The sequence below is a fragment of the Pseudonocardia aurantiaca genome (genome assembly GCF_039526725.1).
Lineage (GTDB): Bacteria > Actinomycetota > Actinomycetes > Mycobacteriales > Pseudonocardiaceae > Pseudonocardia > Pseudonocardia aurantiaca.
Window position 1 is genome coordinate 67,788 of the sequence record NZ_BAAAJG010000004.1, and the last position, 13,814, is coordinate 81,601.

Consider the following 13,814-nt stretch of genomic DNA (forward strand, 5'->3'; position numbering starts at 1 on the left):
TGTCGCTATCACGATCTGGTCACAGTCTCCCTGGTGGCGAACCTGACCGCGGCTGCGGGGCGGCCGGGCTACCCGCCGAGGACCCGACGACAACCGGCTGCCAGACCTGCGTCATCAGTGCATAGCCCTTCCCGCTCGAGTGCGCGCCCTCGGGGATCTGGTCGCCGGCCTGTGGCCCGCCTGCGCCCATGTCGGCCGGCAGGACGCGCTCGCCCGCGGCGGCTCGTTCGGCCACCAGGCGGGCGAACGCCGCGGTGGGACCCGTACGCGTAGCCGTAGGTGATCGACGCGCCCAGCGGGAGTATTCGGACGGGCCCGCCCGGCAGGGGCTGCGCAGTCGCCCGGGGCAGGGATTGGACGGTCGGTCCCACAGGCGGCGACACGACGGTCGGAACCCCCGGCCGGCGCCACCATCACCGCGAGCGCCTCGTCGCGCCTTTCGTTCGTGGCGATTGCCGCCCACACGTTCGTGCGCAGATGCGACACGGAAGGGTGTTCGCCGACGGCCTTGACACGACCTCCGAGAGCCCGGCAAGCTGCGCTCTGCAAATCGATTTGCATCGTGGGCTGGGAACTCGGGCACGAGGAGGTGCGATGAGGCAATCGGTCACCATCAGCGACGTCGCGGCTCGTGCCGGGGTCAGCCCCACGACCGTGTCGCACGCCCTCAGCGGGCGCCGATCGGTCTCTGCCGCGACGCTCGCCCGGGTCCGGCAGGCCGCCGACGAACTGGGGTACCGCCCGAGTCCGGTCGCCAGCAGCCTGCGCACCAAGCGCACGCACATGGTCGGACTCATCGTCCCGGACATCGCCAACCCGTTCTACCCGGCGGTGGCGCGTGGCCTGCACGATGTGATCGCCGCCGACGGCTACTACACGATCATCGGCAGCACGGACGGGCAGCGGGACACCGAACTCGGGTTCCTCGACGGGATGGTGCGCCGCTCCGTGGACGGGATCGTCATGTTCTCGTTCGCGATCGAGGAGAAGGACCTCACGAAGGTCGTCCCGGCCCGCACCCCGTTGGTCGTGGCCACCGGAAACCTGCCGAGCGGGCACGACCGGGTGGGCACGGACGACGCCGGGGGTTCGGAGGCGGCGACCCGTCACCTCCTGGCGCAGGGCATCACGGAGATCGCCTTCGTCAGCGGGCCGAAGGGGAACGGGCCGGGCGACCGGCGCCTGGCCGGCTACACCCAGGCGATGCTCGCGGCAGGCCTGGCCCCGGCCGAGGCCGACATCGTCCGCAGCGACTACACCGTCGCGGGTGGACGCGAGGTCGTCGGAGAGCTTCTCGGCCGGCGGCGGCCACCGCGTGCCGTCGTCTGCGCCAACGACCTGATCGCGATCGGCGCGCTGGAGGCCGCGCAGGCCGCCGGCGTGCCCGTCCCCACTGCGCTCGCGGTGATCGGCTTCGACGACATCGACGCCGCGAGCCTCGTCGCTCCACCCCTGACCACCGTGGCCAACCCGGCCTACGAGTTCGGCAGGCAGACCGGACAGCTGCTGCTGGACCGCCTGCTCGACCGCTACGACGGTCCACCGCGGACCGTCGTCGTCCCGACGCGGCTGGTCGTTCGCGCGACCGCCTGAACCCGGCACCACCGTCCCGACGCCCGTGACCTGTGGCGGGCCACCTCGGCCCACCGGACTCGCTCCGCCCTGCCCGCACCCGGAAGGAACCGTCCTGATGCACGACGCTCTCGACATGTCCGCCATGTTCTGGGACGAGATCGCCCAGCGCCGCGAGACCGGGTACCTCGTGGACGCGGCGGTCGCCGCCGCCGCGGACGTCGACTTCGCTGACCGTGACGCGGCCTCGGCGTTGGTCGACTCGCTGCAGGCGCTGCCCCGCTCCTCGGACTGGGGGTACGAGGAGCCGAACAGCCTCGAGGAGATCGTGGCGCTTCTGCCCGCACCGGCCCCGGCGGGTCCGCCCTCACCGGGCGAGGTCGAGGACAAGATCCACGCCGCGTGGCTCGGCCGGATCGCGGGCTGCAACCTCGGCAAGCCCGTGGAGCTGGGGACGCATTGGACGTCCGCGCACCTGAAGGAGTACCTCGAGCTCGCCGGCGCCTACCCGCTCCTGGACTACATCCCGGTGCTCGACCCGATGCCCGAGCGGTTCGAGCTGCGGGAGAACTGGCCGCAGACCACTCGCGGCAACGTCGACGGCTCCGCCCGCGACGACGACATCGACTACCCGATCCTCGGCCTGCACCTGCTCGAGAAGCACGGGAAGGCGCTCAGCCCGGAGCACGTCGCCAGTGCCTGGCTGCTCCTCCTGCCGTTCCATCAGGTCTACACCGCTGAGCGCGTGGCCTACCGCAACCTCGTCCACGGCCTGACCCCGACCGAGACGGCGACCTACCGCAACCCGTACCGGGAGTGGATAGGCGCCCAGATCCGCGGCGACGTCTACGGATGGGTGCACCCCGGAGACCCCCGCGCCGCGGCCCTGCTGGCCTACCAGGACGCCTCGCTGTCGCACACCGCGAACGGCATCTACGGCGAGATGTGGTCCGCGGCGCTGCTGGCCGGCGCCTTCACGGCCGGGACGGCCAGGGAGGCGCTCGAGAGCTCGTTGGAGCACGTGCCGCCGCGCTCGCGTCTGGCCGAGGTGATCCGGGACGTGATGGACCAGCACGCCCGGGGTGGCACCTGGGACGACGCTCTGGTGCACATCCAGAGCCGCTACGGCCATTACCACTGGGTGCACACGCTCAACAACGCCGCGCTCGTCGTCGCCGCCCTGCTCTGGGGCGAGGGGGACTACGCGCGCACCGTCGGGCTGACGGTGCAGGGCGGCTGGGACACCGACTCGAACGGCGCGACCACCGGATCGGTCGCCGGCGTCCTGCTCGGCACGGCCGGGCTCCCCGCCCGCTTCGTCGACCCGCTCCACGACCGCACCCGCTCGGCCCTTTTCGGGTTCGACAACTCCCGGATCTCCGATCTCGCCGCGCGCACGGCCCGGCTCGCACTCGACGGCCTGCGCTAGAGCCCCTCACCGACCGCACTCCTGCAGCCCATTCGACAACGCCGTCAGGCACGAGGAGGAGTCACGTGATCATCTCGCGGAGGAATTTCCTGATCTTGTCCGGGGCGGCAGCCCTCACCCCGGTGCTGGCCTCCTGCGGCTCCGGTTCCGGAGGAGGCCTCCAGTACTGGGGCGCGTTCCAGGACCAGCAGCAGCAGGACTACTTCAAGAAGGAGCGGGTCGACGCCTTCCGGGGTTCGGCGCAGGTCCGTATGACGGTCAAGCCGAACGACACCATCGACCAGCTGACCCAGACCGCACTCGCCGCGGGCACGGGACCGGACCTCGTCCTCACCCCGGGCCCGGCACAGGTCGCCGCCTACGCCGGCGCGGGCTACCTGCTACCGCTGGAGCAGTACTCCCAGAAGTACGGATGGGACTCGGCGCTGGCCTCGTGGGCGCTCGAAGCGAGCCGGGTCGACGGCAAGCTCGTGTGCCTGCCCGCCGGGTACGAGACGATGATGTTGATCTACAACCCGGCGACGCTGGAGCAGCACGGCTGGAAGGTGCCCACGAACCGCACCGAGTTCGAGGCCATCTGTACCGAGGCCAAGGCCAAGGGGCTCATGCCGGTCGCCGCGGGCAACGCAGACTGGCGAGCGGCGTCGGAGTGGTGGGTCACCTTCGCGCTCAACCACTACGCCGGGCCCGACGCGGTCTACTCGGCCCTGCAGGGTCAGACGCCGTGGACCGACCCGGTCTTCGCCGACGCGATCAACCTGCTGAGCGGGTACTACCAGCGTGGCTGGTGGGGCGGCGCCGTGGACTCCTACTTCACCAACACGTTCCCGAACCTCTACGCAGCGCTGGCGTCGGGGGACGCGGTCTTCATGATCACCGGCTCATGGGCGACGAGCGAGATCCTCCCCTACTTCGGCGCGCCCGCCGGGAACGACGCCACATGGGACTGGGCCCCGCTCTTCCCCCTGCGGGACGGGGTGCCTGCGGAGGTCTGGGACCTCGGCATCGGCCAGACCCTGTCCATCAACGCCAAGTCCGCGAACCCGGACGCCGCCGCCGAGTACCTCAACTTCCTCGAGACCGACCCGAAGCGCCAGGCCCAGGGCATCGCCGAGGCGTCGTTGCAGCCGGCTCCCGTCCATCTGTCGGAGGCCGACTTCCCGGCGTCGGTGGACGAGCGACTCGTCCGGCTCTACACGAAGCTGAGCAACGCGGCGACGATCGGCTACACGACCTGGACGTTCTGGCCGCAGCAGACGGACACCGACCTGTACACCAACTTCGACAAGGTGATCACCGGGCAGCTGAGCACCCAGGACTACCTGGCAGGCCTGGACGGGGTCTTCCGCAACGAACTGGCGGCCCGGAAGGTCCCGCCCGCCCCCACACCGACCGGTCTCGCGCGGTGAGCACCGCAACCGCCCCTCCTGTCGCCGCGCGGCCTGCCGCCGCACACGCGCGGCGGGGCAGGCGCCGCTCCGGCCTCGCACGCCGCCGCGCGGTGATCGCGTGGGCGTTCATGCTTCCCCTCATCGGGGTCAACGCGCTCGTCGTGCTGGGGCCGAGCCTCTTTGCCGTCTACTACTCGTTCACGGACTGGAACGGGATCGGCGGGGCACAGTGGGTCGGCCTGGCGAACTACGCCGAGCTGTTCGGTGACGCGGACTTCCGCAACGCGCTATGGCACAACGTCCTGTGGACGATCTTCTTCCTGGTGGTGCCGATGGTGATGGGCCTGTTCGGCGCCTACGCCCTCACCCGCATCCGGCGGTTCCGCCTGGTCTTCCGCGTCGCCTACTTCCTCCCCTACATCGTGGCCAGCGTCGTCACGGCCGCGATCTGGGAGAACCTCCTGTCGCCCGATGTCGGGGTCGGCCGGATCCTGCAGGTGAACTTCCTCGGGAGCCAGACCCTCGCGTTGCCCACGGTCGCCTTCGTCAACAACTGGGCCTGGTGGGGCTTCCTGGTGGTGGTCTTCCTCGCCGCCATGCAGGGGGTCAGCCCGAACCTGTACGAAGCGGCGGCGCTCGACGGCGCCGGGCCGTTCCGCCAGTTCTGGTCGATCACCCTGCCGAGCATCCAGCCAACGTTCATGTTCCTCGGGCTGATGACCATCATCTGGTCGTTCCTGTCCTTCGACTACGTCTACATCCTCACGCAGGGCGGCCCCGCCGGGGCGACGGACGTGCTCAGCACGCTGCTCTACCGGGAGGCGTTCGCCTCGCTGCGCGCCGGCTACGCCTCGGCGGTCGGCATCGTGATGGCGCTGATCAGCGGCCTGGTCGTGGCGGCCTACCTCGTCATCCGCAAGCGGAAGGACTGGGCAGTATGACGACCTCGCCCACCTGGGCACGTGCGGCCGGCCGGGCCCCGGCGCGGCATCCGGTCACCGGCCGTGTCAGCTCACTCACCTACGTCCTGCTGTGCGCGCTCCTGCTCTTCGCGCTGGGCCCGCTGGTGCTCTTCGTCTTCAGCGCCCTGAAGACCCAGTCGGAGCTCGCGACCAGCCCGCTGTCGTTCCCCTCGACGCTGCGGTGGAGCAACTTCGCCACCGCCTGGGAGCAGGCGAACATGGGCGCAGGGTTGCTGAACAGCGTGATCATCGTGGCCGGAACGGTCGCGGGCGTCTGCGTCATCTCCGGTTGCGCCGCCTATGCGATGGCCCGGCTGGACCTGCCCGGGTCGGGCACGTTCATCACCTACCTGCTGGTGACCAGTTCGCTGCCCACCCAGATGTTCCTGGTCCCGCTGTTCTACCTGTGGACGACACTGCACCTGTACGACTCGCTGTTCGGCCTCGTCGTCATCTACTGGGGCCTGTTCTCCCCGTTCGCGACCCTGCTCCTGCGCTCGTTCATGATGACCATTCCGCGCGAGTTCGAAGAGGCGGCCCGCATGGACGGAGCGGGGGAGCTGCAGGTCCTGTTCAAGGTTGTGCTCCCGAACGCGCTCCCGGGTTTCCTGACGATCGCCCTCGTGACGGCCCTGTCTGCCTACAACGAGTTCCTGTTCGCGGTGACCTTCATCCAGGACTCCTTCCTGCTGCCGGTCTCGACGACCTTTTTCACCTTCCAGCAGGGTTTCACGCAGGACTACACCCTGATCGGTGCCGCCGGGGTGATCATGATGTTGCCGATGCTGCTCCTCTTCCTGGCCCTGCAGCGGCGGTTCATCGAAGGCGTCTCCGCGTCCGGGCTCGGCGGGGTATGAGCATCGCTGTCCTGATGCCGACGCCGGTGTCGACCTCGTGGAATGCAGCCCCCGCACGCGTCGACCGGTCCTAGGCTGGCCACGTGGGCAGACTGCTCCTGGTCGAGGACGACGAGACCATCGGAGCTGCCCTGTGCCGCCGCCTGCACGGTGAGGGGCACGAGGTGGTGTGGGTCCGGGCCGGGCGGGCGGGCCTGCGTGAGGCGGCGGCACGCGAGTTGGATCTGGTGCTCCTCGACCTCGGCCTTCCCGACTTGGACGGCGTCGAGGTCTGTCGGCAGCTGCGGGCCGCCGCGCCCGCGGTCGTGATCGTGATCATGACGGCCCGCGGTGAGGAGGTCGACGTCGTCGTCGGCCTCGAGGCGGGCGCCGACGACTACCTGGTCAAGCCGGTCCGGTCCGCTGAGCTGCTCGCGCGCGTCAGAGCGCACCTCCGGCGCGGCGCGCCCGTGGCGCCGCCGCCGTCGATCCGCCCGGTCGGGGATCTCGTCGTCGACATGACGAGCAGGCGCGCCGTCGTGGGCAGATGCGAGCTGACCTTGCGGGCGAAGGAGTTCGACCTGCTCGCGCGACTCGTCGCCGAACCAGGGACGGCGATCAGCCGGGCGACGTTGATGGCCGAGGTGTGGGACGAGCAGTGGTTCGGATCGACCCGGACGCTGGACGTCCACATCGCCGTCCTGCGGCGCAAGCTGGGCGAGGCCGCACGGTGTGGCGCTGTCCCGGAGATCGTCACGGTGCGCGGGCACGGGTACCGGTTGCAGCAGCCCTCAGACTGAGGGCGCCTTCGTCCCCTCGAGGCGCGGCGGGCCTGCTGGTCGGAGGTGCGCCCTCTCCACTCCGGGTAGGAGCAGGGTGAACGTGGCCGGGTGCGCATTCGTCAACCGGAGCCGGCCGCCCTCGGCCTCAGCGAGTCTGCGTGCCAGCGGCAGGCCGATGCCATGCCCTCTTGCCGTGTCCGCGCGGCGCACGAACAGGTCGGTCTCGGGAACGGCCACCCCCGGTCCTTGGTCGGACACGTCGATCGCCAGCACCTCGCCGGCGTCGCGAGCGGTCACACTGACCGCGCCGCCACCGTGTGCGGCGGCGTTGTCGAGCAGCACGGCGAGCACCTGCCGCACGGCGGTGCCCGACCCCACGCACGTGGGTACGTCCGGGTCGATCGTGACGTGGATCGGCCGCTGCGCGGTGGCCGGGCGGCGGTGCCAGTCCCGCTCGAACTCGTCGAGGACCTCGTGGACGTCGATCGGCTCGACGTCGCGGCGGTTGTCCCTCGCAAGCGCGAGCAGCCTCTCGACCATCTCTCCCAGCCGGTCGAGCGAAGCGACAGCCGAGACGAGCGCCGGCCGCACGTCGGCCGGTGGGCTGTCCATGGCCGCCTCCAGTTCGAGCCGGAGCCCGGCAAGCGGCGTGCGCAGTTGATGAGAGGCGTCGGCGGAGAAGGAGCGCTCGCGTTGCACCAGGTCTCCGAGCCTCTTGGCCGTGGAGTTCAGCGAGTCGCCCACCGAGTCGATCTCCGGGATCGCCGCCGAGGGCGCTCGGACGCTGAAGTCGCCGTCGCCGAGGCGGTAGGCGGCGCGGGTGAGGTCCTCCAGGGGCCGGGCGATCGTGCGGGCCTGCCTCCTTGCGACCACGTAGACCGCGGCGATCGCGGCAGCGGCCAGCGCGGCCATCCCCAGCCACGCCACCCACACCATGCGGTCGACGTTCACGGCGGGGGCGGCGGCGCGGACCACGCCGATCACGTCGGCGTCGTGCGTGACCGGCACGGCCACAGCGAGGGAGCCCCCGATGTCCCCGCCGCTGACCTCCGCGTTCAAGGCCCGCCGGACGTGCCCCCCTGCGTCGTGAGGACCGCTCCCCAGGATCAGCACGCCGTCGCGGTCGTAGATCCCGATGTCCGCGTCGTCGGCCTTGTCGGGAATGTGACGCGGAACGGAACCCTCGAAGAGATCCCCTGCCACGACGAGCGCGGTGGCCTCGGCGACCCGCTCCAGGTCACGAAGCTCGTTCGTCTCCGCGTACTGGCCGATGGCCAGCGCGAGCGGGAGGCCGAAGAGCGCCACGGCCAGCATTGCGGCCGCCACGGCGAGATGGACGAGTCGTCGGCGCATGCCGGGCTCCCTCCTGCGCTGCGGCGAGGTGGAACCGCATCGCGGTGCGTCCGGCGCACCTGCCCGCCGAGCCGAGCTGCGTTGCCGGTCGCGTACCCGAGATTGTGCTCGTCCTGACGCCCGCTGCCGTAACGTCCCAGCCTTCAATGCAGCTCAGGGTCGATGCGACTCAGGACGAGCGCCGCGGCCACGGACCTGTCAGCTCACGCTCCGGGTCGAGCGACCCTTTCCACCGGACGGGGTGCGTCGCCCTCGCGCCCGGTGCCAGGAACCAGCCTCACCGGAGGCTTTCCTTCGACCTGTGGCGGCGCCGGACGGACCACGAAGCTGCCGCTCTTCGAGATCGAGTCGAAGCCGTTGTTCGCGAACTCGCGTGCGGCTCCCTGGCGTTCGGCCGCGATCAGGCCGTCCGCGACGCCCTTCGCGAGGACCGACCAGACGCGTTGCAGCAGGAAGTCGAGGAAGGGGTGTTCGGCCTCGCAGTTGCGGGGCAGGTAGGCCTGCGCTGTCAGCCGATGCTCGTCGGGAGCGCTGTCCTGGTCGTCCTCGGTCCAGCTCAAGACGATGTAGCAGGTCTGACCGACGCTCTCTCCGGTGTCGGGGTCGCGCCGGGCCGGCCCGGGGCCGGTGTCGAGAAGCCCATTCAGCAAGACGTCTTGGGCGACGAGATCGAGCACCACGGAACGAACGTCCATTGTCGTCCTCCCGCACGGTGTCACATGGTCCGACCGGCGGCGGCTCCGCGCTCCCGCTGGCTCCGGGTAACGGTCGTCATGCGAGTCGATCCGGCTCAATGGGTTCAGGCCCCCTCGAAGCTACGCGGCCGAATGTCAAGACGAGTTCAGTCAGTGTTAGCGCGCTGTAAATCCCGACGAGTGAGTTGCCGACGGCGGGCCGGCGCTGCCACCCGCGGGGCCCGGGCAACGCTGGTCGCGGTACGAGGTGCCCGGCGAGAACCAGCACCGGCCGCGGCCGGGACGCGCGAGGATTCTCATCGGTACTCCCCGTCGGCGCCGTCGGCTCGCCTCTGGTGCGGCCCCTGGCGCGAATTGGTACACGATTGCGGAACGAGACTCATGTTGTGTACCCCGCTCATGGGGATACCTGAACCCCCACAAGTTCGGTAGCCACATCCGGGCAAGGGTGTACGGACAGGTGCTCTCCGGATAACGGGCGCACGGAGCCGGGTCCCGCACTAACGTTGCCCCGGGCAGGTCGACCCCGCACGTCCGGCGTTCCGACGTGGGCGACCATGTGTGTGGACGGGCGGTGGCGGTGGCCGAGGATCCGGTCGAGGGCGGAGCCGTACCCGTCCTGGTCGCCGGCGCGGGCCCGGCCGGCAGCACGACCGCGCTGCTGCTTGCCCGGCTCGGCGTGCCGTGCACGGTGGTCGAGCGGCGCGGCGACATCCACCCGCTGCCCCGGGCGGTGCACCTGGACGACGAGGCGGTGCGCGTGCTCCAGCGCATCGGCCTGGCCGATGCCTTCGCGCGGATCAGCCGTCCCGCCACCGGGCTGCGGCTGGTGGACGCGCGGCTGCGCCCCTTCGCCGAGTTCCGCCGCGACCGTGCCGCCGGGAGCCATGGGCACCCGGAGTCCAACCTGTTCGACCAGCCGGACCTGGATCGGGTGCTGCGCGCCGAGCTCGTCCGCCACCCGCTGGTGAACCTCCGGGTCGGCACCGAGGTGACCGGGCTCGACCAGCCCCCGGACGCAACCGCCCCGGTCCGCGTGGAGCTGTCCGCTCCGGGTGGCGCGGAAACGGTGTGCGCGCAGGCCGTGGTCGGCTGCGACGGCGCGGGCAGTGCAGTGCGGGCCGCCATCGGGAGCCGGCTGCACGACCTGGGGTTCACCGACCGGTGGTTCGTCGTGGACGTCCGCTCCGCGCGGCCGATCCCGACCTGGGGCGGGGTCGAGCAGGTCTGCGGTGCCCGGCGGGCGGCGACCTTCCTGCCACTGCCGGGTGACCGGTACCGGTGGGAGTTCCGCATGCGCGCGGACGAGACTGCCGAGGAGCTGGCGCGCCCCGCGCGGATGGCCGAGCTCATCGGGCCGTGGCGGGTGCCGCCGACGCAGCTGGAGGTGCTGCGGGCCGCCGAGTACACCTTCCGTGCCCGGCTCGCGGACCGGTGGCGGGTGGGCCGGGTGCTGCTCCTCGGCGACGCCGCACACCTGACGCCCCCGTTCATCGGGCAGGGCCTCGGGGCGGGCCTGCGCGATGCGCACAACCTCGCGTGGAAGCTCGCCGCGGTGCTGGCCGGCGGGGTTCCGGGAGTGGCTCCAGAGGAGGTCCTCGACTCCTACCAATCCGAACGGGGCGCGCATGCCGAGGCGGTGATCCGCGGCGCGGTGCGCGTCGGGCGGGCGATGACCGGAGGGGCCGGGGTGACCGCCGCCCTGCGGCGACCGCTCACCGGGATGCTGCTGCGGCTCCCCGGCGTCCGGGCGCGGGCGGAACGCGGGATCGTCCCGCGCTTCCCGGCCGGACCGCTGGTGGACCGCGTGCGGCACCGCCACGATCTGCCGGGATCGGTCTGCCCGCAGCCGACCGTCCGGGCCGACGGCGTGGCCACGCCACTCGACGAGGTGCTCGGCGACGGGTACGCGCTGCTGACCGCCGGCCCGGTCGACGCGGGGCTGGCGGCACGCGCCAGAACGCTCGGAGCGCGGACCGTGCGGCTGGGCCACGACCTGGCCGACGACGGCACGCTGCTCGCGTGGCTTGCCGCGGGCGGCGCGTCCGCAGCGCTGGTCCGGCCGGACCGGGTCGTGCAGGCCACCTCGCCGCGAACCTGATGTGACGAGGCTCAGCTGCCGCGCAGCAGGAGCGTGTAAAGCGTCAGGCCGGGCCCGAACGCCATCGCCATCGCCGGTCGGCCGGGCCGTGGCCGCCCGGCGGCGCGCAGCGCGTCGAGCACCAGGAGCACCGTCGCCGACGAGCAGTTGCCCCGCTCGGCGAGCACGGCGTACGACGGGTCCAGGGCGCCGTCGGGCAGCTCCAGCCGCTCGGCCACCGTGCTCAGGATCCGGGGGCCGCCGGGGTGCACCGCCCACCCGTCCACGTCGGCGATGCTGAGCCCGTGCCGGTCGAGCAGCCCGGTGACCATCCCCCGGACGTGGCGGGCCAGCACCGCGGGCACCTCGGGGGAGAGGCCCATCCGGAACCCGAGGTCGGTGACGTCCCAGGTCATGTGGTCGGTGGTGGCGGGATCGGTGAGCGCCGCGACATCGACGACCTCCAGCGCACCGGCCGAGGGAGCGCCCGGCGCGACCACGACCGCCGCGGCCGCGTCCCCGAACAGGGCGTGCGAGACGACCTGCCCGCGGTCGATCCGCCCGTCCCGGTCGGTGAGTGGCTGCAGGTGCAGCGAGGTGAGCTCCAGGCACAGGGCGACCGCCGGGCGGCCGCGCGCGACGACGTAGTCGGCGACGGCACCGAGGCCGGGGATCGCGGCGTAACAGCCCATGTGCCCGACGATCAGCCGCTGCACGTCCGTCGCCATCCCGAGGTCGGCGGCCACGTGGATGTCGAGCCCCGGGGTGGTGTACCCGGTGCAGGAGATGACCGCGAGCAGTCCCACCTCGTCGGGCCGCAGCCCCGCGTCGTCCAGCGCCGAGCCCACCGCCTCCTTGCCCAGCGGCAGCCCCTCCGCCAGGTAACGCCGCATCCGCCGCTCGGTCGACCAGTGTGAGACGTCCTCCACCAGCGGGTTCACCGCCGCGTGCCGACGTTGCACCCCTGCCGAGCGGAAGATCCGCTCGGCGACCGGGTCGCCGTCCAGGCGCGGGGCGAAGTAGCCGTGCCAGATCTCGCTCTGCGAGAGCGGGCCGCCCGGCATGGCGGTTCCCATCCCGGCCACGTAGGCCGAGGGGCGCGCGTTCCTAGGCACGCCGGCCCACAGCCTGGAACAACACCGCGGTGGTGGGCACCGGCACCATCGGGACGGTCTCGGCGCGACCGGCGAGCCAGCGCGCCACCCCGGGGACCGACGGGCGGATGCCGCGCAGGCGAAGGGTCACCCCGTGGCGCGCGCACTCGCGGACCAGCACGGCGCGGTCGACGAACAGCGTCGGGTCGTGGATGCCGTGCGGGGCGGCGCCGGGCACCCGCTCGGCCAGCGTCACCGCGACGAACCGCGCCAGCGCCGTGGCGGCGAGCGTGTCGATCACGAGCAGGCCGCCCGGCCGCAGCAGGCGGCACGCCTCGCGGACCGCGGCGGGGAGGTCCGTGACGTGCTCCAGGATCTCGCCTGCGGTCACGACGTCGGCGCAGCCGTCCGGCATCGGCACCGCCGTGACGTCACCGCGCACCACCGTCACGCCGTGCGCCGCGGCCTGGGCGAGCGCGGACGCGGTGATGTCGACGCCGACGTGCCGGTACCCGTGGACGTGCGGCGCCAGCAGGCCCGCCCCGCACCCGAGGTCCACGAGCACCGCACCTTTCCGCGGCGCCGGCGGCACGAGCGCCCCGCGGGCGGCCGCGAGCCAGTGCAGCATGGCGAACGGGCCGCGGGGCCGCCACCAGTGCTGCGCCAGCTCGTCGTACTGGGCGGGATCGTTCCGCAATAGCGGCACCTCGCCAGGCTGCCAGACTGGCGCGCATGGCGCCCCTCGTCGCGGCCCCGCTCGCGCTGGTGCGCGCCTGCCATCCGGAGCCGACCGTCGCGGTGACCCTCATGGTCACCGGTCTCGCCCTGACGACGGGCCGTGACGCGCGGGGTGTGCTGCTCGTGGCCGCGGCGGTGCTCGCAGGGCAGCTGTCGGTCGGCTGGCTCAACGATGCCCTCGACGCCCGCCGGGACGCCGCGGCCGGCCGGGCCGACAAGCCTGTGGCCAGGGATGAGATTTCCGCGCGGACCGTCGGTGCCGCGGCCGCGGTCGCCGCACTGGTGTGTGTGCCGCTGTCGCTCGCGTCCGGGCTCGCCGCGGGCGCTGTGCATCTCGTGGCGGTGGGTGCCGGGTGGGCCTACGACCTCGGGGTGAAGTCCACGGTGTTCTCGGTGTTGCCCTACGTCGTGGCCTTCGGGCTGCTGCCGGTCTTCGTCGTGCTCGGGCTACCCGGGGCGCCGTCGCCGTGGTGGGTGGCGGCGCCGTGGTGGCTGCCGGTGGCGGCAGCACTGCTCGGGGCGGGAGCCCACTTCGCGAACGTCCTGCCGGACCTGGACGACGACGCCGCCACGGGCGTCCGCGGGCTCCCGCACCGGCTCGGGGCCGCACGCAGCCGGATCGCCGCCGCGACGCTGCTGTTCACCGCGACCGTGGTGCTGGCGATCGCCGCTCCGCTGCCCGCCGCCGTCACCGTGGCGGTGCCGGTCCTCGCGATGTTGCTGCTCGCGGCCGGGTTCCGGGCCGGGCGCACGGCCGGCTCGCGAGCCCCGTTCCGGGCGGTGATGGGCGTCGCCCTGCTCGCCGTCCTGCTCCTGCTGGCGTCCGGCGCGGCACTGTCGTGATGTCACTCGCCGAGCGTCGGCGTGAAGCGACGCGCCGGG

The 13,814-nt window shown here is 72.2% G+C and carries 13 protein-coding genes; 8 read left to right on the forward strand and 5 right to left on the reverse strand.

Going from position 1 to position 13,814, the window contains the following annotated elements; genetic code table 11:
- Positions 1-19 precede the first annotated feature (19 nt).
- A complete protein-coding gene (locus ABD143_RS08105) occupies positions 20-235 on the reverse strand; it encodes a hypothetical protein (RefSeq protein ID WP_343973630.1) in 216 nt (71 codons plus the stop codon).
- A 359-nt stretch (positions 236-594) separates the two neighbouring features.
- Between ABD143_RS08105 and ABD143_RS08110 the strand changes: the two genes are divergently transcribed.
- The 6 genes from ABD143_RS08110 to ABD143_RS08135 all read left to right on the forward strand — a co-directional run bounded on the left by ABD143_RS08110 (position 595) and on the right by ABD143_RS08135 (position 6,990).
- Positions 595-1,593: a LacI family DNA-binding transcriptional regulator gene (locus tag ABD143_RS08110; protein WP_343973633.1), complete on the forward strand. Its 999-nt coding sequence runs from the start codon at positions 595-597 to the stop codon at positions 1,591-1,593.
- A gap of 97 nt (positions 1,594-1,690) precedes the next feature.
- A complete protein-coding gene (locus ABD143_RS08115; protein ID WP_343973636.1) occupies positions 1,691-3,001 on the forward strand; it encodes an ADP-ribosylglycohydrolase family protein in 1,311 nt (436 codons plus the stop codon).
- Between the two features lie 65 nt (positions 3,002-3,066).
- Complete coding sequence (locus tag ABD143_RS08120) at positions 3,067-4,410, forward strand: ABC transporter substrate-binding protein (protein ID WP_343973639.1); 1,344 nt, start codon at positions 3,067-3,069, stop codon at positions 4,408-4,410.
- A complete protein-coding gene (locus ABD143_RS08125; protein WP_343973642.1) occupies positions 4,407-5,333 on the forward strand; it encodes a carbohydrate ABC transporter permease in 927 nt (308 codons plus the stop codon). The genes ABD143_RS08120 and ABD143_RS08125 overlap by 4 nt, the downstream gene beginning before the upstream one ends.
- On the forward strand, positions 5,330-6,211 hold the full coding sequence (locus tag ABD143_RS08130) for a carbohydrate ABC transporter permease (RefSeq protein ID WP_343973645.1): 882 nt from the start codon (positions 5,330-5,332) through the stop codon (positions 6,209-6,211). Before ABD143_RS08125 ends, ABD143_RS08130 begins: the two co-directional genes overlap by 4 nt.
- Before the next feature lie 83 nt (positions 6,212-6,294).
- Positions 6,295-6,990, forward strand: a complete 696-nt coding sequence (locus ABD143_RS08135) for a response regulator transcription factor (protein WP_343973648.1) — start codon at positions 6,295-6,297, stop codon at positions 6,988-6,990.
- On the opposite strand, the gene ABD143_RS08140 is transcribed toward ABD143_RS08135, so the two are convergent.
- Both ABD143_RS08140 and ABD143_RS08145 read right to left on the reverse strand, forming a co-directional pair.
- On the reverse strand, positions 6,982-8,325 hold the full coding sequence (locus ABD143_RS08140; protein WP_343973651.1) for a sensor histidine kinase: 1,344 nt from the start codon (positions 8,323-8,325) through the stop codon (positions 6,982-6,984). The two genes, ABD143_RS08135 and ABD143_RS08140, sit on opposite strands and share 9 nt — an antisense overlap.
- Before the next feature lie 203 nt (positions 8,326-8,528).
- Complete coding sequence (locus tag ABD143_RS08145) at positions 8,529-9,005, reverse strand: hypothetical protein (protein WP_343973654.1); 477 nt, start codon at positions 9,003-9,005, stop codon at positions 8,529-8,531.
- Positions 9,006-9,594: 589 nt separating this feature from the next.
- Here ABD143_RS08145 and ABD143_RS08150 point away from each other — a divergent pair.
- Positions 9,595-11,121, forward strand: coding sequence for a bifunctional 3-(3-hydroxy-phenyl)propionate/3-hydroxycinnamic acid hydroxylase (locus ABD143_RS08150; protein WP_343973657.1), 1,527 nt, complete (start codon positions 9,595-9,597; stop codon positions 11,119-11,121).
- Between the two features lie 11 nt (positions 11,122-11,132).
- Here the strand turns inward: ABD143_RS08150 and ABD143_RS08155 are convergent, their stop codons facing one another.
- Positions 11,133-12,215 carry a type III polyketide synthase gene (locus tag ABD143_RS08155; protein ID WP_343973660.1) on the reverse strand — a complete coding sequence of 361 codons (1,083 nt, stop codon included), beginning with the start codon at positions 12,213-12,215 and terminating at the stop codon, positions 11,133-11,135.
- The gene (locus tag ABD143_RS08160; RefSeq protein WP_379659810.1) at positions 12,208-12,891 is read right to left on the reverse strand and encodes a methyltransferase domain-containing protein; all 684 of its coding nucleotides are present in this window, start codon (positions 12,889-12,891) and stop codon (positions 12,208-12,210) included. Before ABD143_RS08160 ends, ABD143_RS08155 begins: the two co-directional genes overlap by 8 nt.
- Before the next feature lie 35 nt (positions 12,892-12,926).
- Between ABD143_RS08160 and ABD143_RS08165 the strand changes: the two genes are divergently transcribed.
- On the forward strand, positions 12,927-13,775 hold the full coding sequence (locus ABD143_RS08165; RefSeq protein WP_343973666.1) for a UbiA family prenyltransferase: 849 nt from the start codon (positions 12,927-12,929) through the stop codon (positions 13,773-13,775).
- Positions 13,776-13,814 lie beyond the last annotated feature (39 nt).

Bases quoted from the DNA above. Each gene is read 5' to 3' on its own strand.
- ABD143_RS08110 (WP_343973633.1), top strand. From the start codon at position 595: ATGAGGCAATCGGTCACCATCAGCGACGTCGCGGCTCGTGCCGGGGTC.
- ABD143_RS08115 (WP_343973636.1), top strand. From the start codon at position 1,691: ATGCACGACGCTCTCGACATGTCCGCCATGTTCTGGGACGAGATCGCC.
- ABD143_RS08130 (WP_343973645.1), top strand. From the start codon at position 5,330: ATGACGACCTCGCCCACCTGGGCACGTGCGGCCGGCCGGGCCCCGGCG.
- ABD143_RS08140 (WP_343973651.1), bottom strand. From the start codon at position 8,325: ATGCGCCGACGACTCGTCCATCTCGCCGTGGCGGCCGCAATGCTGGCC.
- ABD143_RS08165 (WP_343973666.1), top strand. From the start codon at position 12,927: ATGGCGCCCCTCGTCGCGGCCCCGCTCGCGCTGGTGCGCGCCTGCCAT.